Below are 19507 nucleotides of genomic sequence, written 5' to 3'. Positions count from 1 at the left end.
GACTGTCGCGCCTTCTTCCAGGTCAGCGATCACAGCATCCCCACAATCGCTCGGGCTCGGTCACGCAACTGTGTACGCGCGAGCTTTTCAATAGAAAGCGTGGGAAGTTCAGCGACGAACTCCACCCGCACCGGAACCTTGAAACCAGCCAGCAGGGTTCGTGCATGTGCAAGAACCTCATCGGCGCTGATCGGCGCGCTGGCAACGATAAACGCCAGGCCTCGCTCGCCCCACACCTCATCGGGAATACCGACGACACCGGCGCGCTCGATCTGCGGATGCTTCTCCAACGCTCGCTCAACCTCGGCCGACGATACGTTCTCGCCACCCGAAATAAAGATGTCTTTCACGCGGTCGATGATGCGCAGCTGCCCGTCAGGCAGACGCTCAGCCACATCGCCAGTGCGCAGCCAGTCGCCGCTCATCGTGCGCGCTGTCGCTTCCGCATCGTTCAGGTATCCAGGCGACACACTCGGCCCGCGTACCCATAACTCCCCCGTTGCTGGCCCTGCCAACTCCCCGCCGGTCAGCGGATCCGCCAGCATCACATCGACGTGCGCGTAGGGTCGTCCGATCAGGCCGACATCGCCAGCGCGAGCGCACGCGACGTTCGGCCCGGCTTCGGTCAGCCCGTACCCCTGCACCAGCGCCAGCCCACGCTCGCGCCATGCCACCGCGAGATCGTCGGGCATCGTCGCGCCGCCCACGAGCGCCACCCGCACCGAAGTGAGATCAGCGCTCGCGAAACCACGGTCTTGAGAAAGCAGTCGGTAGTGCGTCGGAACACCCATCATCGTCGTCACCCGGTGCTCGGCAATGAGGTGCAGCGCGCGCCCCGGCTGGAACGAGCGCTCAAGCACGAGGGTTGCCCCACGCCAGAGCGCAAGCAACGGCTGGCAGTTCCACGCAGCGACGTGGAACTGCGGCAAGATCGTCAGTACCACGTCGTCGCTCGTGATCTGCACGGCGCTCGCGAGCGCAAGGTTCGTCCAGAAACAGTTCGCGTGTGTCAGGACGACGCCCTTGGGGGCAGACTCGCTCCCCGACGTGAAGATCACCAGCAACGCATCGTCATCACGCACGTCGCGCTGCTCTACAGTGCCAGCGAACCGGCGCGGAACATGCGTTTCAATCCCCGCGGTTCCGAGGCCCACCATCGGGGTGACGGAACCACGGGCGCGGAGCGCTTCGGTCGCTACGGTGGCATGCTCGTCGTCAATGACCACCAAGACCGGCTGTGCACGGTGCAGCAGATCAGCGAGCTCCGCGACGGTCAGCCGCCATGACAACGGCACATAAACCATGCCGGTGCGCGCACAGGCGAAGAACAACACGATCTGATCGGTCGAGTTGCCTGCAATCGTCGCGATGCGATCGCCCACACCGTATCCGCCAGCCGAGAGGCGTGCGGCCAGGGCATCGATGCGCGCTAACAGGTCGCGGTACGTCACCGTGACACCGCCATCGATCACCGCGATCGCGTCGGGCTGCGTGGCCGCCCGATCGGCGATCCAGCGCCCCAGAGTGTGAGCAAACATTAGTCAGCCGTCACCGACTCAAGCGCAACGTCACGATGCTGATCGCGACGACGCGTCAGTTTGTCAACGGTGCCAGCGATACCGCCAGGCAAGAACATCACCACAAGGATGAACAGTACGCCAAGGATGAACAACGGTTCAGACAGCGGGATGCGCAAGATGTCTGGCAGTGACTGCACGGCTTCGGAACCAGCAAGAACGGTGAGTCGCTGGTCTAGCAGCGTGTAGATCACGCCGCCAACAATCGCGCCCCAGCGGAAGCCAACTCCGCCGAGCACCACCATGACAAGCACGGTAATCGTAAGGTCTGCGGAGATCGCGCGCGGCTGGGTTCCGGACTGGAGCAGCATGTAGCCGACGCCGGCGAGCGATGCGCACGCTGCGGCGATCAAGAACAGGCCGAGCTTGGCCCAGTACGGGCTGAGTCCGAGAACACGCACGCGCAGTTCGTTTTCACGCGTCGCTCGTGCGACAGCTCCCAGGCGTGAGCTGTCCACCCAGAGCGACACGAGGTACACGATCACGAGAATCGCGAGGATCACCCAGTACAGGTTGCGGGTGTTGATCACGCCGACGAGAGCGTCAGGAACGTGTTCGGTTGGCAGTTGCAGTCCCTCTTCACCACCGGTGATCTCCTGGTTGCGGCGCACCCACACGGAACCAGCCTGCGCGAACGCGAGGGTCACCATGGCAAACGGGATGCCGGAGACCCGCATCGCAATCGCACCGGTCACGAAGGCGATCACGAGACCACCGACGAGCGCGAGGAAGACGCCGGGGAACAACGGGATCCCCAGGTTTTCCAGGATGATGCCGAGGCCATACGCGCCAGCACCGAAGTACAGGGCGTGACCGAAAGACAGCATGCCTGCGGTACCGAGCAGCATGTTGTACGACAGCGCGAGGGCCGCGAACACCATGCAGAGGCTGAGGAGCGCAAGCGATCCTGGCATGTAGGTGGCGTCCGGGAGGATGCCGGGGATCTGCAGGTTCAGCAGCGGCAACAGTGCCGCGAACACAACCACCACGACGCCGATAGCGACGGGAAGGAACGTGCGCAGTGATCGCGTCGACGGTGCGGCCGCGCGCGGAGTTTCAGTCTGCGTAGTCATCAGACAGCCTTCTTTCCCATCAGGCCCCGCGGGCGAACGAGCAGCACCACGGCGAGCAGGATTGCGACGATGAAGTCGCCCGTGCCGTTGAGGTAGGTGTTGGCGACCTGCTGCAGCACGGCGACGATCACCGAAGCGATGGCGGCGCCTGCGAGTGAACCCAGGCCACCAATCACGGTGACGATGAAGGCGAAGATCAGCAGGGTTTGGCCGAGGTGTGCGGAAACATAGCCGGAGTAGTGCGCGGCGAGCACGCCACCGATACCGGCAGCGGCACCACCGATTGCGAAGACAATCGTGAACGACTTACGCACGTCAATACCCAGCGCCGTCACCATCGCACGGTTTTCTACACCAGCGCGAATGATGGTTCCGTAGCGCGTCTTGCGCAGGAACAGCACGAGCGCGATCAGCACGAGAGCTGCGGCAATCATCAGAATCCAGTAGGTGTTCGGAATCTTTGCGCCGAGCACTTCGGTGGTTTGCTTCAACCAGCTGGGGCCCGCAATGTAGATCGGGTCCGTGCCCCAAATGCCTTCGAACAGCGCGATCGCGGCGAAGCTGAGGCCGACAGTCACGAGCACCTGTTCGATGTGGCGTTCGTAGAGCGGACGGATGAGCGCGAACTCGGTGATGGTGGCAAACAGAGCACCGACGAGAGCGCCCACCAGAATCGAGGTGATGAAGCCGCCCCACGATTCGGTGTTCATGCGGCGCGCGACTTCCCAGCCGACGAAGGCAGAGAGCGTGAGGAAGGCGCCGTGCGCGAAGTTCAGCACGTGCATCAGGCCGTAGATGAGGCTGAGGCCGCTGGCAACCAGGAAGTACAGGGCGCCGAGGCCGATACCTGTGATGAGGGTCAGGACGAGAATGCTCATGCGATGCCCTCCCCGTGGCCGCCTGCGTGCACGCCGAGCAGGCGCTTCGTCAGGTCTTCGTCGTTCAAAATGTCTGTGGCCTTGCCGGTGTAAACGACGCGTCCGCTGTCGATCACGATGGCGTCGTCGGCAAGTGCGCGCACCACGTCGAGATTCTGCTCGACGAGGAGAATCGGAACCGTGGCTGCGGCAATGCGCAGGGCCTCGGTGACTTCGGTGACGATTTTGGGCGCGAGACCCTTGGTGGGCTCGTCAACGAGGAGAATCTGGTTGTCGTTGAGCAGTGCGCGAGCGACAGAAACCATTTGCTGCTGGCCGCCCGAGAGTGTGCCTGCCTGCTGGCCGCGCCGCTGCACAAGGTCGGGAAAGAGTTCAGCGACCAGCTCGTGCCGCGGGCTCTTCTGGCGCTCGGCGAGGGCGAGGTTCTCGGCGACGGTCAACGCCGCAAACACCTCGCGGTCTTCGGGAACGTAGCCGACGCCGCGCTGCACGATCTTGTGCGTGGGGAGATGATCGATGCGCTCCCCCGCAAGGGTGACTTCGCCCCTGCGCTGAATGAGTCCGAGAATGCCGCGTAACGAGCTGGTCTTACCGACGCCGTTGCGACCGAGAACAGCCGTGATGCCGGTGGCGGGAACGGTGAAGGAGACGTCTTCGACGACCTGCTGGCCGTTGATGGAACAGCGAAGGTGGGAGACAGTGAGAATCGAGTCGCTCATGCGGCCGTTCCGAGGTAAGCGCTCTGTACGAGCGGGTTGTCCATGATCGCGGCGGGAGTGTCCACCGCGATGATCGAACCGAAGTACATGACGGCGACGAGATCAACGAGATCCATCAAGACGTCAATGTGGTGTTCGACCATGAGCACAGTGCAGCCCTTTTCGGCGTGCATCGTGCGGATGTTGTCAACGAGGCCGGGCACATCGCCCGAGCCCACGCCTGCCATCGGCTCGTCAAGCAGCACGAGCGAGGAGTCGGTGACGAGCAACACGGCAATTTCGAGCTTGCGCTTATCACCGTGAGAGATGTCGCCGGCACGGTGCTTGGCCTTGTGCGCGAGGCCGACGAGTTCGAGCGTTTCTTTTGCCCGAATCGTGGCTTCATCGTTGGCACGGGGGAAGCGCAGCAGCGAGTAGTTGCCGCCGAGGCTCACCTGTGCCGCCATGCGCACATTTTCCAGAACCGTGAGCGCCGGAAAGAGGCTCGAGGTTTGGAAGGTGCGCCCCAGTCCCGCCCGCGCGCGCTGCGGGACAGACATCGAGGTGATGTCGATTCCGTCTTTCAGGATGCGACCAGCCGTGGGGCGGATCACACCGGAAATCGCGTTGAATAACGTTGTTTTGCCTGCGCCATTGGGGCCAATGACGCCGACCAGGGAGCCTGGTGCCACGGTGAGGTTGACGTCTTTGAGGATCGTCGCACCACCGATTTGCAGGCCCACGCCCTGAACGTCGAGTGCGGGAGGGACTGGAGCGGTCATGCTGTTACTTCTTCACTTCTGCCGGAGCTACGGCGTCGGCATCGGCGGTGTCGATGAGCTCAGGAACAAACGAGCCGTCCTTCGCGACGAGCTTGACCTGGTACATCTCCTGGATCAGTGCGTGGTCGCCAGCGCGAACCGTGGTGGTGCCCTTCGGACCTTCGAAGGTGAGGCCTTCGAGAGCGGCAACCATCGCGTCAACGTCGCCCTTGCCGGTCTTGATAGCTTCGACGATCATGAGGGCGGCGTTGAAGCCGTCCGGGGTGAACAGGTCGGGGGTGCCGCCGGTAGCCTCAACGCGCGTGATCATTTCCTTGTTGACCTTGTGGTCGTTTGCGCCCGCAAAGTAGTGGTTCAGGAAGCTGATCTTCTCGGTTGCCTCGCCGTACGCGCCAAACGTTGCCGCGTCGCCGAGACCGGTAGCGACCGGGATCGTCTCGAGAACACCCTGCTGGCTCATCGCCTGCCACATTGCGCCCGACGTTGCGCCTGCCCATGCCACGAAGACGAGGTCAGGGTTGCCCTGCAACACCTGCTGGGCGAACGGCGTGAACTCGGTGACGTCTTCTGCAACGAGAACCGAGTCGACCGTTGCGCCCTTGGCACCGAGGATCGCGGTGACGGCTGCAACGTTGCCCTGGCCGAATGCGTTGTTCTGTGCGAAAACGGTGATCTTCTTGCCAGAAATATCGTCGAGGAAGGCGCCCGAGGTGGCGACGTCCTGCGCCGACTGACGGCCAGAGCGGAACGTGTAGTCGTTGATGCCGGTCAGTGCGTCAGCAGCGGCCGGGCCCGAGATGAACAGCACCTTGTTCTGCGCTGCCTGCTCAGCAACGGCCACGGCGACACCACTGGATGCGGAGCCGGCGATGATGTTGGTTCCGGAACCAATCAGTTCCTTGACAGCGGTGACAGCCTTGTCGGGGTCGCCGGCATCGTCTTTGTATGTGACGACGATCTTGGTTCCGTCGATCTCGCCGGTGCCGTCGGTGGCGTAGTCAAGACCCGCCTTGAAGCCGTCGAGGTACTGCTTGCCGTAGCCCGCGAGTGGGCCCGTCTCGCTCGTAACAATACCAACCGAGACCTCTGCCGGGCCGCTCGGCTCACCCGTGCCAGCGTCGCCACTGCCACCCGGTGCCGGGGTGCCGGGCTGGGGCGCACACGCCGCCAGCAGGACGGCTGCTGTCGCCAGCAGCGTCCCAAAGATCAACTTCTTGGACTTGCGCATGTGATTGCCTTTCGCCATTGGAAGGAAGTAAACCTGAAAGCTGATTCAGGTTTTAGTAACGATAGGAAACTTTGCGGACATCGTCAAGAGTTGCGACAAGATTTCCCGGCACATGCCGGTCGTTGATCGCCCGGTGGGGCGAACACGAAAAAGGGGCCCGGTCATGACGACCGGGCCCGAGAATGCGTGCGTTTACGCCTGCGGGACGGCGACGACGAGGTCGATCTCGACGAGGATGTTTGCGAGTTCCGAACCGACCGTGGTGCGTGCCGGGTAGGGCTCAGAGAAGAACTCCTGGTAGGCCTCGTTGAACTCAGCGAAGTCAGCGAGCGTCGCGAGGTGCACGGTCGACTTGACGGCGTCGTTCAGCGTGAGACCGCGCTCGGCGAGCACCGCCTGGATGTTGCGGAGAACCTGGCGGGTCTGCTCACCAACGTTGTCGGCGACCGCGCCGGTGGCGGGATCCTGCGGGCCGAAACCCGCAGTGTAGACGAAGCCGTTGGCTTCAACGGCCTGGCTGTACGGGCCGACCGGTTGCGGGGCGTTCTGAGTCTTGATGGCCTGCTTGGGCATGGGATTCCTTTCGGATGGTGGGCTCGCGCGAAGCGCACGATCGGGGTGGGAGGAGTGTCAGTCGCGCGCGTGGCGGAGACCGCGACCGGGCGTCGCGCCGGTCACCTCTCCCGCGCGGCGCACGGCCACACCGGCGACGAAGACGTCGTCGATGCCGCGCGCGAGCTGGTTGGGGTCGTCGTAGGTTGCGCCCGCTGCGACGCGGTCGGGGTCAACGATGATGAGGTCGGCGATCCAGCCTTCTGCGATGCGTCCGCGCTTGCCGAGCCCAAAGGTTTCTGCCGGAGCCGCGGCGAGACGTTCCGCTGCTTCCGGCCATGTCCAGCTCTGCAGCTCGCGCACGAAAGTGCCAAGGTAGCGGGCGAAGGAACCACGGGTCCGCGGGTGCGGGTGGGTGCCGATGAAGATGCCGTCGGATCCGCCCTGGTGGCGCGGGTCGGCGAAGATCTCGGCGAGTTCGTCGTCGGGTCGAGGCGACTGCACTGCCATCACGGCGTTCGCGCGGAGGCGCGTAGCGAGCAGTGCATCCAGGGTGAACTCGATCGCGTCAACACTGGCACGCTCGGCCGCTGCCGCGATCGTGAGACCGTGCGCCCACGCGTAATCGGGGCTGTCCAGGTGGGCGAGGGTCACCATGTGCGGCCACTCGGGGCCGAGACTCGGTTTGCGGTCAACCTCGGGAAACCAGTCCGCACGCAGTCGCGCGCGTTCATCGGCATCAGACAGCACAGCCATGACCCGCTCAACCGGCTCGTTTGACAGTTCCGGCGGCAACAGCGGCATGCCGAGCAGCGTGCACCCGCGCGAATACGGGTACAGGTCAAAGCTCGCGCGCACACCGGCGTCGGTGAGCTCATCCATCAGTGCCGTCACGAGCGGCGGATCAGCGTGGAAGTGTGACACGTGCACGGCCGCGCCGCTGGCGAGCGCGATGTCACGAATTTCGTGAATTCCCGCGGCGGAATTAGCCTCATAGCCGCCCCGCATGTGGCTGATGTAGACGCCGCCTGCCGCAGCGACCGGCGCCACGAGCGATGCAATTTCGTCTGCCGCTTGGAAGATTCCCGGAACGTAGTCCAGCCCGGTCGAAAGCCCAACGGCCCCGTGTGCCATGCCTTGCGCCACCATCTCGACCATGGCCGCGCGTTGCTCAGCAGTCGCTGGTTCCGTCGTTCGTCCGCATACCGCGGCGCGAATGGTTCCGGCAGGCACCGCGTACGCCACGTTCAGCGGCGTGGTGCCGTCGTAGGTCGCCAGCAGGTCGGCGACGGAACCACCGGTAAACGTCGGGTGGGTGCCATTGATTGCGGCGAAATACTCGGTCGCGTACACGCCATCACCGGGCGCAAACGACACCCCATCCTGCCCGCCGATGACGGTCGTGATGCCCTGCGCGAGGAGGGCGTCTTGCACCGCGGCATCGAAAACGACCGCCTCAGCGTGCGAGTGCGCGTCGATGAGGCCGGGCAGGATGAACCGGCCCGTGCAGTCGAGCACCGTGTCTGCGACGAGCGTTCCTGGAGCGCCGATCGCGGCAATGACGGAACCATCGATCAGCACGTCGGCAACAGAAATACCGTCGCGAGTAACAACGGAGCCGCCCGAAAGCAGCGTGTGCGCGACCATCAGAACAGCGTCGCGATCAGGTCGACAACGAGATCGGACTCAGCGGATTCCACAACTGGAATGAACCGCCACTTGTCGAACGCCGTGCACGGGTGCGAAAGGCCCAGCCGCACAACGTCTCCGATCGCGAGCGCGGTCGCGCCTGCGCCCCGCGCAAACGCGTGCTGGTCGTTGAGCGCGGTAATCGCCAGATCGCCCGATGCCCGCTCAGGCGAACTGAGATCACTCCGTACCCCGCGCGGAATCGGGAGCCCCTCATCGAAGGGGAAGTCCCGCTTGCCGCCATCGAGCAGGGCGAGTTCGGGTTCTGGGTGTGAAACGACGCGTGCGAAGCCCAGCAATGCTGATCGTAGGCGTGGTGCACCGGCACTGGCGGACTCGTCGAACGGCGAAATTCCGCGGTAGAAACCGTCATCGTGGGTGAGCGACGCGCCAGAACGAATGACCCAGTCCACGTCGGGCTCGGCGGCCGTACGGGGCGCGAAGACGTCGGCGACAAGGTCGGGATAGGCACTGCCGCCGGCACTGACCATGACGGGGCCCGGCGTGTAAAGCTCGCGCAACGCATCGTGTAGCGCGAGCAGCTGCTCAAGCCAGCTCGAGATTGTGGCAATCGTGGCATCGGCGCGGTCATGACCAAGCGCACCCTCGTATCCCGCGACGCCTGCCAGACGCAGCACAGACGATTCGGCAACGCGCTGCGCGATCGCAACGGCATCGTCAAACGAGCGGGCCCCTGTACGACCATGCGCGCCGCCGAGTTCAACACACACATCGATGGTACGCGGAAGCGTCACGCCGTGCAGCGCACGTTCCATTGCGTCAATCGTTGCGAGCGAATCTGCCCAGCACGTGAAGCGAAAGTCTGGGTCGGCAAGTTCACCGGCAAGCCATGCGAGCGACCGAGCGTCGATCGCCGAGTTTGCCAGCAGGATGTTCGCAACACCCCAATTGCGTGCCGTACGCACGTGCCCCATCGTGGCGAGCGTGATGCCGAGCGCTCCCTCATCGAGTTGCCGCTGCCACAGCTGTGGTGCCATCGTGGTCTTGCCGTGCGGCATGAGAGCGATCCCCTGCTGGCGGCACCACGTCGAGATTGTCGTCGCGTTGTGTGCGAGCGCCTCGCCGTCGATCGCGACAATCGGCGTCCAAAACTCGCTGAGACGCGGCCCGGTGGCCAAGAAATCGCCAACCGTGAGTCCGTGGGCGCGAACAGGAACGCCCTTGGTTTCGGCCGTAAGAACAAGCGCTGCAGAACGTTCAGCAACGGTCATGGGTGGTGGTCCTTTCGGGCACGCCTACTGGCGCACAGCAACGAAATGTTGAATCCACACGCGTTTTACCCTAGCCGAGCGCCACACCCACGCTGAACACTGGCCACAGGTTTTTGCCCCTCATTGGCAATTCATGTCGTCACATGACAGGGTGACCGTGTGATCCTCATTGAGCAAGCCAGCGTGGTACTCGATGAGGTGACGCTACTTCCGCCAACGACGCTGGTGATCGAGGCCGGATCGTGGCACGCGATTCGCGGCGCGAATGGCGCGGGCAAGAGCACCCTGTTAAGCCTGCTCGCCGACATTCAGCGCCCGACAAGCGGAACCGTCACGGTCGACGGCCGCCAACCTGACGGCCGTCAATCATGGTTCCGCCAACAGGTTGCCGCGCTTCTTGCCCCGCCGATTGTCGCTCCCGATCTCACGCTGCACGAACACCTCACACTGATTGCGACCTCATGGCGAGATCCTGCCCCACATGAGCGCGCTCTCGTCGAGCTTGACCGGTGGGGCATCGACGGCCTCGCGCGGCGGTTCCCGCACGAACTTTCGAGCGGCCAGCGGCAACTGTTTGCGCTGGCGACCGGATTCGTGCGGCCGAGCACGATTCTCTTACTCGATGAACCGGAGCAGCGTCTTGATGCCTCACGGCGGGCGCTTCTGGTGGCTGCGTTGCGGGATCGCCAGGCGCTCGGAACCACGATTGTGATGGCGACGCATGCTGACGATGTCGCGGCCGCGGCGAACATGGTGACATGGCTCGATCAGACCGATTAGCGGTACGTGCGACACTTCGTCAGTGGCGTGTCCGCGCTCGCCGCACGACGGGCGACATCGCCTATCTCGTGTACGCCAGCGTGCTTGTCAGCGTCATCGTGTTGGTTCCGATTATGCGCGCAGCGTGGCTTCTCCTTTCCGAGCCCGCGATGATCGCCGCGCTCTCATCCCCCACTTTTGGCCCGTTGTCCGTGGCAGGCGCTCTCGCGCTGATGGCGGCGGCCTGCGCACCGTGGGCGTCGCCCGCCGTGCGACCCGCTTTTCTCGCACGTGTCTTGAGCGAAAGCGTTGCACCATTGTCAGTGTCGTTGCGCGGACCGGTCGTGCGGTGGTGGCTCATCGCCGTTCTTGCCGCCGTCGCGGTCGCGGCGCTGTGCCAGGGCGTGCTGTGGAACGTCGGGATCAGTAGCGGAGCGACGTTCGCGTGGACAGTGGCTTCTGCGGCATCGACCGCAACGATCGCCACTGCCCTCGCTGTCGCGGCGCAACGGTCAGCACTCGTCAGTAACGTGTCGTCCGGGGCGCTAGTTGCGGTGGCGGTCGCCGTCATCGTCATGTCGCCTCCGGTTTTCGTCTTTGCGGAGCCGGTTGGCGCGCTCCCGCTTGTCGTGCTCGCCGTGCTCGCGGTGAGCCTTATGCCGCGGCTTCTTGATGGGCTGCACCCGCAGGCCATCGTTGCGGCGTCTGTGCGTCGTGACGCCACGGCGGTTGGCGTGGTCCTGATGGATTCCGGAACCGTCGCCGATGCAGCGCACGAAGTCCCGCAGGGCGGACGACGGCTCGTGGCGGTGCCACGTATCGCACCGTGGATGACCTATTCCGTCGCGGCCATGGTGGGCGCGCTGCGCACACCTGCGCGCCTCATTCGTGGTGTCGCGTTGCTCGTCGCCGCACTCGCGCTCGCAAGCGTCGCCTCGTCGGCGTGGGGCGTGACCGCTGCCGCGGTGCTGGCTTACGCCGGACTCGGCGCGTGCATGACCGGCGTGCGCCAGGCGGCACTCGCGGTGCGCACGACCGCCGTTTACGGCATCTCCGACGTCACACTGGTGGCGCTTCACGCGATCTTCCCGACCATTGTCGTTGTCGTGGCAAGCACCGCGGGCTTGGTTGGCGGTGGCATCGGGTGGTCAGTGGCACTCGTGGTCGGCGTGGCGAGCCTGCTCGCCCGCATCTTCGCGGCTCTCACTCCCCCAGCCCCGATTGCTCTGATCATGCCGGTTCCCACCCCGGTGGGTGATCTCGCCGCGCTCGTTCGTCTGGGCTGGGCTCTCCAGGGCGCAGGTTTTGCCGTTGCCCTCAGCCTTGCCCTGGTGCCGGCGGCGCTCGGGGCCGATCTATTGCGTTTCGTGTGGGCGCCCCTCATCGCGCTTGCGCTCCTGGTGGTCCGTTGGCGAAACCGCGCGTAGCCGACCCGGCCAGAAGCGACGAAACGGAGACGCTCAGGCTGTTCCCGGGTGATTCACACGTCACCCGGATCGCCAAGCAAAACGCAGAAAGGCCCTCACTTTCGCGAGGGCCTTACGATGGTGCACCCCCCGGGACTCGAACCCGGAACCCACTGATTAAGAGTCAGTTGCTCTGCCGATTGAGCTAGAGGTGCATGCGCATTTCTGCAACCAGATGAGCCTAACAGCGCGCACACGTGGTGCGAAAAAAACGCTGGTAAAGCCAGACTTCATTCGCACAATTCGCGCGTGTCGCGCGCCGATGCGTGCGGCGGTCAAACCCGCTGGCACAAATGAAAAAGCTCTGAATACTGGCGAGAGTCTTCAGAGCTAATCCGTGCACCCCCCGGGACTCGAACCCGGAACCCACTGATTAAGAGTCAGTTGCTCTGCCGATTGAGCTAGAGGTGCGTGGCATGCGCGTTTCGGCGCCGAGAGAAGACATTACCAGGATTCACGCGTGTGCGCGAATCGAGACAGTTGCGCCAGGATACCCTTGATTCGTGACCTCCCCCACCGCCGCTTCCGCGCTGTTCGCCGATGATCTCGCGCTCGCCCTTCGTATTGCTGATGCCGCCGATGTCGTCGCCATGGCACGAGTCAATTCTGCCGACCTCGCCATCGATCAGAAGGCCGACGCGACCTTCGTGACGGACGCAGATATCGCCACCGAACGCGCCATCCGCGACATCCTTTCGGCCGAGCGCCCGAACGACGGCATTCTGGGTGAGGAGTTCGGCACAGAAGGCACCGGCTCCCGCCAGTGGATCATCGACCCCATCGACGGCACGCACAATTTCATGCGCGGTTTGCCAATGTGGGGCATTCTCATTGCCCTCGCTGTCGACGGCGTGCCGCAGGTGGGCGTCGTCAGCCAGCCCGCACTTGGCCGACGCTGGTGGGCTGCGACGGGATCCGGTGCGTGGACGAACACTCCGGGGGCAGAATCCCGACAGATTCACGTCTCCGACGTCTCCGCGCTGGAAAAGTCGAGCATCAGCTTTCAGAGCATCCAGCAGTGGGACGAAGCAGGCGAGCTGGATAACCTGATCCGGCTCACCCGCGCGGTGTGGCGCGACCGCGGATACGGCGACGTCTGGCCGTATATGCAACTGGCCGAGGGGCGTCTCGAGTTCGTCGCAGAGTTCGGCGTTGCCCCCTACGATATTGCAGCCGTGGTTCCGATCGTCGCCGAAGCCGGCGGCCGCATGACCGCCTTCGACGGCGAAGAATCAATCACGAAGCAGTCCTCGCTGGCGACGAACGGTGTACTGCACGACACATACCTCACGTTTCTGCACGGCGGAAGCACGATCGCGTCATGAAGCGCACCGCGGGCACGGCCACGCTTCTCCTCCTCGCCGGAGCACTAGCGGCATGCTCGTCCCCCGCGCCAGCGCCCGCGACGTCGACAAGCGCTCCGGCACCGACCATAACCGCACAGCCAGGCACCGGCTCCAACACCGCTCCCCCCGAGCCGACGGCTGACCCCGAGGCTGCGACGTGCGAGAACCTTCTCCCCGCGACGCTCGTTACACAGTTTGAGGAGATGGGCTGGAGTTACCAGCAGTCGCAATTGTTCGGTGTCGATGCTCCGCTGCCTGACAGCATCCAGTGCACGTGGGGCGACTATGCATCACACTCGAGCGAGTCTGTCCAGATTTACGCGTGGTCACCCATCGACGACGCCACGGCGACGGCAATGCAGGACGCGCTCGTAGCTCAGGGTTGGACGCGCGAAGTGAAGGATGACGTCGTCTACATCACGGCCGGGGACCGTTCCGCTGTCGTCGACGAAAACGGCTACGGCATGACCTACAAGTTCGTCGAGGGCTCGGTGAGCTACGCAGACACGAAGCAGGGCTTGGTACTCCTGCAGTGGCCGCGCTGACGCGGTAATCACCTGCCTTTTGGCCGTCGACTCACGTCGGCGGCCTTTCTCTTGATGCGTCCAATCGTGCTGATCAAGGTGAGATTTCAGTCTTGTACGGAATACCCCCGGGGGGTATGGTGTTGCATGAGCTGACACGGTCGAACGAACCCCCGGAGACGAGAAACTCTCATGAGTAGCCACGATCACCACAGCACGCCGATGAGCCACCATGCGGGCGCGCAGCCCCACGTGAGCGCACACCGCGCGATGGCAGATCACGAAACGCACGGTGCGCACCACGCGAACCATGACGCTCACACCATGCACGCGGGTCACGACGGGCATGCGGGTCACGACGGGCACTCGGGCCATGGCGACCATGCGGGGCACAGCGAGAAATTCCGCCGCCTGTTCTTCATTATGCTCGCGTTCGCAATTCCGACGATTGCGCTGTCGCCCATGTTCGCAATGATCATCGGCTACTCCATACCCGCCTCCCTCACCTGGGTTCCAGCGATCCTCGGCACCGTCATGTATGTGTGGGGTGGTGCACCGTTCCTCACCGGCGCCATCGATGAAATCACGGCGCGCAAACCCGGAATGATGCTGCTGATCGGTCTCGCCATCACGGTCGCGTTTGTCGCGTCGTGGGGTGCGACTCTGGGCATCCTGAGTCACCAACTTGAGTTCTGGTGGGAGCTGGCCCTCCTCATCGTCATCATGCTTCTCGGTCACTGGATCGAAATGCGATCGCTCGCACAAACGACGTCAGCGCTGGACTCACTCGCGGCACTCCTGCCCGACGAGGCTGAGCGTGTCGATGGCGACGACATCACGACGGTATCCCCCAGCGAACTCAGCGCGGGCGATGTTGTCGTGGTGCGCCCCGGCGCACGCGTGCCCGCCGACGGCGACATCGTGCAGGGCTCCGCGTCGATGGATGAATCCATGATTACCGGCGAATCGATGGCCGTGCGCCGCGATGTGGGCGATCGCGTTGTCGCAGGCACCGTCGCCACCGATTCTGGTGTGCGCGTGAGGATCACCGCTGTTGGAGACGACACGGCTCTCGCCGGCATCCGTCGCCTCGTCGCCGACGCGCAGGCATCATCGTCGAAGGCGCAGCGGCTCGCCGACCGTGCCGCCGGGTGGCTGTTTTGGTTCGCTCTCGCCGCGGCCGTCGTCACCGCAATCGTCTGGAGCATCATTGGGTCGCCAGAAGATGCCATCATCCGCACCGTCACCGTCCTGGTGATCGCTTGCCCGCACGCTCTCGGTCTCGCCATTCCGCTCGTCGTGTCAATCGCGACCGAAAAGGCTGCCCGCAGCGGCATTCTCGTCAAAGACCGCCTCGCCTTGGAAAGCATGCGCACGATCGACACCGTCATCTTCGACAAGACCGGCACACTCACCAAGGGAACGCCTGCGGTGACCGCTGTTCTGACGACCGGAACCATGACACAAGACCGGCTCTTGGCTCTCGCCGCCGGTGCTGAGAATGACTCCGAGCACCCCCTGGCTCGCGCGATCGTGCGTGCCGCGGCCGAACGCGAGCTGATGGTTCCGTCATCCGCTGACTTCTCTTCTTCCCCTGCGGTGGGCGTGCGCGCGCACGTCGATGGCGAAACCGTTCAGGTCGGTGGCCCCTACCTGCTCGAGCAAGAGCACCTGCGCCCCCTCAGCGACACCGACGCGTGGGTGACAGAGGGCGCGATTGTTTTGCACGTCATCGTCGACGGTGGTGTCGCAGGTGCCCTCCGCTTGGCCGACGAGATTCGCCCCGAGTCACACGATGCCGTGCGGGCATTGCACGACCGCGGCATCACCGTCGTCATGATCACCGGAGACGCGCACGCCGTCGCCGAGTCGGTTGCGGCGGATCTCGGCATCGACCGCGTATTTGCCGGTGTGCGCCCAGAAGACAAGGCGGCGAAAGTTCAGGAGCTCCAGAGCGAGGGTCACCGAGTGGCGATGGTCGGCGACGGCGTCAACGATGCCCCCGCGCTCGCGCAAGCCGACGTCGGCCTCGCCGTCGGTACTGGCACCGACGTCGCTATTGGTTCCGCCGGAGTGATCCTCGCGAGCGATGACCCGCGCGCTGTGCTGTCGGTGATTGCGCTGTCGAGCGCGAGCTATCGCAAGATGAAGCAGAACCTGTGGTGGGCAGCCGGATACAACCTGATTGCGGTCCCGCTCGCTGCTGGCGTGCTCTCTGGCTGGGGCATTGACATGCCGATGTGGCTCGGCGCAATCCTCATGTCGCTGTCAACCGTCGTGGTCGCCGCGAACGCTCAGTTGCTGCGGCGCATCGATCTCACACATTTCGCGCGTTCCGCGGCCTAGTTCGCGCAGCGGAACACCATGTCGGCTTCACCGAGGTCGCTACCGTTGCCATCCCACGCCGCGGCAACGACCTGGTAGCTGGAACCGAGTTCGGTGATCTCCATCGATCCGCCCATGGCGTTGCCGAACGCGTAGAAATCGTCAGACGACTGGAATTTTCCGGTGGAACCGATATTGATGCGGAACGTGCCAAAGCTCGTACCGTCGAGCTGGGAGACATCGCCGTCGAAGTATCCAACAACGTCGGAGTCGGTCTCCTGTGCGGGGCCATGCATCAGGATCTCGCCGCTCGGGTAAACCGAGCACATCGCCAATGCGACGGTGAACTCGCGGTCGTTCACCGTGAATGTCGCCTCGCCCTCAGCTGTCGTTTGCGTGGTGTTGGAATCGGCTTTCGAATCATCGGAACCAGTCTTCGGGTCACCAGCGGTCGCTTGCGGCTCGGGGTTCTTCGTCGGTGGCTGCTCCCCCGCCGCACATCCAGCGAACAACAGCGTTGCTGCAACGACACCCGACAACACAATGCTCCTACGCAACATACAAATGGCCTCTCCGCTCGGCGCCCCATGCATCCGTAGCCTGCCCTCACGCTAGCTGTCGCGCTTACAGTCTCCTTAAAGCGCGGTTGCGGCTCGGCTATGTTGGGGGCATGTCCTCACCGGTGGAGTTCACGCTGCATTTCTCGGGCACCCATGTATTCGAGCAACAGCAGATCACGCAACACCTGCTCAGTCGCGTCGACCAGCGAGATTTTGCTGCGCAAACCCGTTTACATGCGATCGTCGCGGCCGCAAGCATCTTCACCGAGCCCGAGGTCGCCCAGCAAGCGGCTTCACACGCTTCCATCGCGGCAGACAAGGCCGCCGACATCATCTCGCAGGCATGGTCATTAATGGCAGATTGCATCGTTGATCTATCGTGTGAATCGACACCGCGCCGCCTGGAAATGACGACAGAGATCCTCAAAACCGCACAGGACTCCGGTGAAGCCGAGTTTGTGCCCATCGCCTATCTTCTCCACCTGGCGGCCCTCACCGAACTTGGCATGGTGACTCAGCTCGATCAGGCGTTGAGCCCAGTCAGCCCTCTGATGTCGCAATTCGGGTGGCTTGACTCCAGTCGACAAGCCACCTGGTTCCGGTGTCTGCAAGCAACCCTCGATGGTCGTCTGCCTGATGCAGAACGATTAGCCAACGAAGCGTATGCACTCGCCCTCGCGGAGGCCGACCCCGATGCGGAGACCGTGCTTGTCGGACAGTTGGCCATCATTCGTTGGGCGCAGGGGCGCGCGACCGATCTCGAGCCGGCATTTTTGAAGGCGCGTCAGCTCGCACCACACGAACCCATTTGGGCTGCGAGCCTGGCTTGGATTTGGTTACGTCAGGGCAGACGAAGCGCGGCACGTGCGCTGGTGGAATCGTTCGCGACGATCGATACTCTTCCGGTTGATCGCAACTGGCTGGCGACCGCGTGCATTCTGGCTGACGTCGCCAGCGAGTTGGGCGTCCACTCGATCGCCAAGCAACTCCACGATGCGCTCGTTCCTTTCAGCGACCGGCTCGTCACCATCGGCCTCGGTGTGACCTGTTGGGGAACGGTCGCGCGCCCGTTGGCGCTGACTGCGATTGCTCTTGGCCAGCATGACGTTGCCGTCATGTACATGCGACAGGCGTGCGATGTGGCGGCGCGCACGGGAGCACACCCGTGGCTCGCCGAGGCGCAGCGTGAGTTGGCTGATTTGCTGTTGCAGACCGGCGAAGAGCACGCCGCGGAAGAGGCCTCCCGGCTCGCAGAAGAAGCGGCTGCAACCGCGCGTGCTCTGCACTTGCCTGGTGTCGAGGGCTTAGCCTCACGCACGCTGGACATGATTCACCCGCAACCGCCTCCGGCAGCGCTCGACGCCCAAAAACCCCGGATCGCCGTGCTCGATGAGTTCTCTGTGACCTCAAGTGATGGCATCGTTGCTCGCTGGCAATCGCGCAAGGCTCGGGCACTCCTGAAGATTCTCGTGGCCAGGCGTGGCGCGCCGATCAGCCGAGAGACCGTCATGGACATGCTGTGGCCGGGAACAGCGCCGCACCTTCTCGCTAACCGGTTCTCCGTCGCGGCGACCGCCGTGCGCCGCGCTCTTGACCCGCATTCTCGCTTACCACGCGACGCCTATGTGGAGCACCGTGACGGCCTTATTCGACTCAAGCGAGACCTCATCGACATCGATGTCGAAACCTTCCTCGCCAGCGCTTCAGCCGCCCTCATCCCAACGCCCGGAATCGACGCCGCCACGGCGCGATCACGCCAACGTGATCAGCTCAGCAGCATTCTCGAGCGCTTCAGTGGCGAACCCATGCATGAAGACCTCCAAGAAGTGTGGGCGGCAGATCTGCGCCGTGAGGTTCACCTCGCTTTCTTCGCGACAGCGCACGGCTTAGCAGAACTTCTCCATGACGATGATGAGCACGATGCGCGACTCGCGATCTACCGGCGCCTGCTCTCCTACGACCCTTACGACCAACGTGCACACGAGGGTGTGATCGATGCACTGACGCGTTTGGGCTATCTCGGGCAGGCGGAAGCTGCGCGCAACGAGTATCGCGAGCTCATGGCATCACTCGGGGTCATGCACTCCGATTCCGTGTAGTGCGCGCGTCGTCAGCCCATGGTTCCGCCCGGCTACGGAACCCGGGAGAAATCAGCCGTCATTCCCCCGTCGGCATGTAGCACGAGCGTTTCGGCGCTGCAGTCGTATTTCGCGGCACCGTCGACCATTTCGCGATCGAATGCGGGGCCGTGTCCGCTGTAGTCGAAGAAGTTGATGCTCGCGACGGGGTTTTCTGACTCGGCCGAGACCGACACCATGCCGTCGAGGTTCATTTCTGCTTCCCAGTGCAGTTGTTGGAAGTCGGTGACCCAGAGGTAGTTGTCATCGGCCTCATATGTGGCCACATCTGATGAGGAGATCGTGTGCGTGGCCTGATGGCCGTCAAAAGCCATCTGGATGGTGAAGTCGTCTTGCCACGCCCCATAAATATCGGTGCCATCGAAGCGAATGAAGCTGGAACCAGACAGCGTGATCGTGGCAGCAGCCCGAATGTCTGCCGGCATGTCAGCCGCGCCCAGCATGATCTCGGTAAGGGCCGCTTGAAAGGATTCGTTGCGGAGTTTCCACGTCCCGATCAAACAGGCAGGTGCGGCTTGCTCAACCGCTGTTTCTGTTGGCGATGGTGAGGGTGTCGCCTGGTCAGTCGTCGCCGTGGGCTGAGGGGCGGCGGCGGAACCACCCGCTACGGCCGTCGGGGAAAGGCTCGGCGTGGAGCCTGCGGTGTCGGCGCACCCAACTGTCGTCGCCACCAGTCCCAA

At 63.7% G+C, this 19507-nt stretch carries 17 protein-coding genes and 2 tRNA genes; 6 read left to right on the top strand and 13 right to left on the bottom strand.

Annotated elements, in window-relative coordinates; genetic code table 11:
• Positions 1-29 precede the first annotated feature (29 nt).
• From KTJ77_RS04770 to KTJ77_RS04730, 9 genes are all read right to left on the bottom strand, one after another.
• Positions 30-1538, bottom strand: a complete 1509-nt coding sequence (locus KTJ77_RS04770; RefSeq protein ID WP_217337331.1) for a class I adenylate-forming enzyme family protein — start codon at positions 1536-1538, stop codon at positions 30-32.
• Positions 1538-2650, bottom strand: a complete 1113-nt coding sequence (locus tag KTJ77_RS04765) for a branched-chain amino acid ABC transporter permease (protein ID WP_217337330.1) — start codon at positions 2648-2650, stop codon at positions 1538-1540. Before KTJ77_RS04765 ends, KTJ77_RS04770 begins: the two co-directional genes overlap by 1 nt.
• Positions 2650-3528, bottom strand: coding sequence for a branched-chain amino acid ABC transporter permease (locus KTJ77_RS04760; protein ID WP_217337329.1), 879 nt, complete (start codon positions 3526-3528; stop codon positions 2650-2652). The genes KTJ77_RS04765 and KTJ77_RS04760 overlap by 1 nt, the downstream gene beginning before the upstream one ends.
• On the bottom strand, positions 3525-4247 hold the full coding sequence (locus KTJ77_RS04755; protein WP_217337328.1) for an ABC transporter ATP-binding protein: 723 nt from the start codon (positions 4245-4247) through the stop codon (positions 3525-3527). The genes KTJ77_RS04760 and KTJ77_RS04755 overlap by 4 nt, the downstream gene beginning before the upstream one ends.
• A complete protein-coding gene (locus KTJ77_RS04750; RefSeq protein WP_217337327.1) occupies positions 4244-5008 on the bottom strand; it encodes an ABC transporter ATP-binding protein in 765 nt (254 codons plus the stop codon). Before KTJ77_RS04750 ends, KTJ77_RS04755 begins: the two co-directional genes overlap by 4 nt.
• 4 nt (positions 5009-5012) lie before the next feature.
• Positions 5013-6236 carry a substrate-binding domain-containing protein gene (locus KTJ77_RS04745; RefSeq protein WP_217337326.1) on the bottom strand — a complete coding sequence of 408 codons (1224 nt, stop codon included), beginning with the start codon at positions 6234-6236 and terminating at the stop codon, positions 5013-5015.
• A 192-nt stretch (positions 6237-6428) separates the two neighbouring features.
• Entirely contained in the window at positions 6429-6809 is a 381-nt protein-coding gene (locus KTJ77_RS04740) for a RidA family protein (RefSeq protein WP_217337325.1), read from the bottom strand.
• Positions 6810-6866: 57 nt separating this feature from the next.
• Positions 6867-8435, bottom strand: coding sequence for an amidohydrolase family protein (locus KTJ77_RS04735; RefSeq protein ID WP_217337324.1), 1569 nt, complete (start codon positions 8433-8435; stop codon positions 6867-6869).
• On the bottom strand, positions 8435-9709 hold the full coding sequence (locus KTJ77_RS04730) for an alanine racemase (RefSeq protein ID WP_217337323.1): 1275 nt from the start codon (positions 9707-9709) through the stop codon (positions 8435-8437). Before KTJ77_RS04730 ends, KTJ77_RS04735 begins: the two co-directional genes overlap by 1 nt.
• Positions 9710-9868: 159 nt before the next feature.
• On the opposite strand from KTJ77_RS04730, the gene KTJ77_RS04725 reads away from it, so the two are divergent.
• Entirely contained in the window at positions 9869-10489 is a 621-nt protein-coding gene (locus tag KTJ77_RS04725) for an ATP-binding cassette domain-containing protein (protein ID WP_367948833.1), read from the top strand.
• A complete protein-coding gene (locus tag KTJ77_RS04720) occupies positions 10468-11895 on the top strand; it encodes a hypothetical protein (RefSeq protein WP_217337322.1) in 1428 nt (475 codons plus the stop codon). The genes KTJ77_RS04725 and KTJ77_RS04720 overlap by 22 nt, the downstream gene beginning before the upstream one ends.
• 118 nt (positions 11896-12013) lie before the next feature.
• Here the strand turns inward: KTJ77_RS04720 and KTJ77_RS04715 are convergent.
• Positions 12014-12089 (bottom strand) — tRNA-Lys (locus KTJ77_RS04715).
• 183 nt (positions 12090-12272) lie between these two features.
• Positions 12273-12345 (bottom strand) — tRNA-Lys (locus KTJ77_RS04710).
• A 92-nt stretch (positions 12346-12437) separates the two neighbouring features.
• Here KTJ77_RS04710 and KTJ77_RS04705 point away from each other — a divergent pair.
• From KTJ77_RS04705 to KTJ77_RS04695, 3 genes are all read left to right on the top strand, one after another.
• The gene (locus KTJ77_RS04705; protein WP_367948832.1) at positions 12438-13259 is read left to right on the top strand and encodes an inositol monophosphatase; all 822 of its coding nucleotides are present in this window, start codon (positions 12438-12440) and stop codon (positions 13257-13259) included.
• Positions 13256-13825, top strand: coding sequence for a hypothetical protein (locus KTJ77_RS04700; RefSeq protein WP_217337321.1), 570 nt, complete (start codon positions 13256-13258; stop codon positions 13823-13825). Before KTJ77_RS04705 ends, KTJ77_RS04700 begins: the two co-directional genes overlap by 4 nt.
• Positions 13826-14074: 249 nt before the next feature.
• On the top strand, positions 14075-16150 hold the full coding sequence (locus tag KTJ77_RS04695) for a heavy metal translocating P-type ATPase (RefSeq protein WP_254367591.1): 2076 nt from the start codon (positions 14075-14077) through the stop codon (positions 16148-16150).
• On the opposite strand, the gene KTJ77_RS04690 is transcribed toward KTJ77_RS04695, so the two are convergent.
• On the bottom strand, positions 16147-16689 hold the full coding sequence (locus tag KTJ77_RS04690; RefSeq protein WP_217337320.1) for a hypothetical protein: 543 nt from the start codon (positions 16687-16689) through the stop codon (positions 16147-16149). The genes KTJ77_RS04695 and KTJ77_RS04690 overlap by 4 nt on opposite strands.
• Positions 16690-16799: 110 nt before the next feature.
• Here KTJ77_RS04690 and KTJ77_RS04685 point away from each other — a divergent pair, with 110 nt between their 5' ends.
• Positions 16800-18788 (top strand): BTAD domain-containing putative transcriptional regulator, encoded by a 1989-nt coding sequence (locus KTJ77_RS04685; RefSeq protein WP_217337319.1) that lies wholly within the window; start codon positions 16800-16802, stop codon positions 18786-18788.
• A 32-nt stretch (positions 18789-18820) separates the two neighbouring features.
• Here the strand turns inward: KTJ77_RS04685 and KTJ77_RS04680 are convergent, their stop codons facing one another.
• Entirely contained in the window at positions 18821-19498 is a 678-nt protein-coding gene (locus KTJ77_RS04680) for a hypothetical protein (protein WP_217337318.1), read from the bottom strand.
• Positions 19499-19507 lie beyond the last annotated feature (9 nt).

The sequence above is a fragment of the Microbacterium sp. NC79 genome, from assembly GCF_019061125.1.
Classification (GTDB): domain Bacteria; phylum Actinomycetota; class Actinomycetes; order Actinomycetales; family Microbacteriaceae; genus Microbacterium.
The sequence above is the reverse complement of the archived record's forward strand: the minus strand, read 5'-3'. Positions and strand labels throughout refer to the sequence as shown.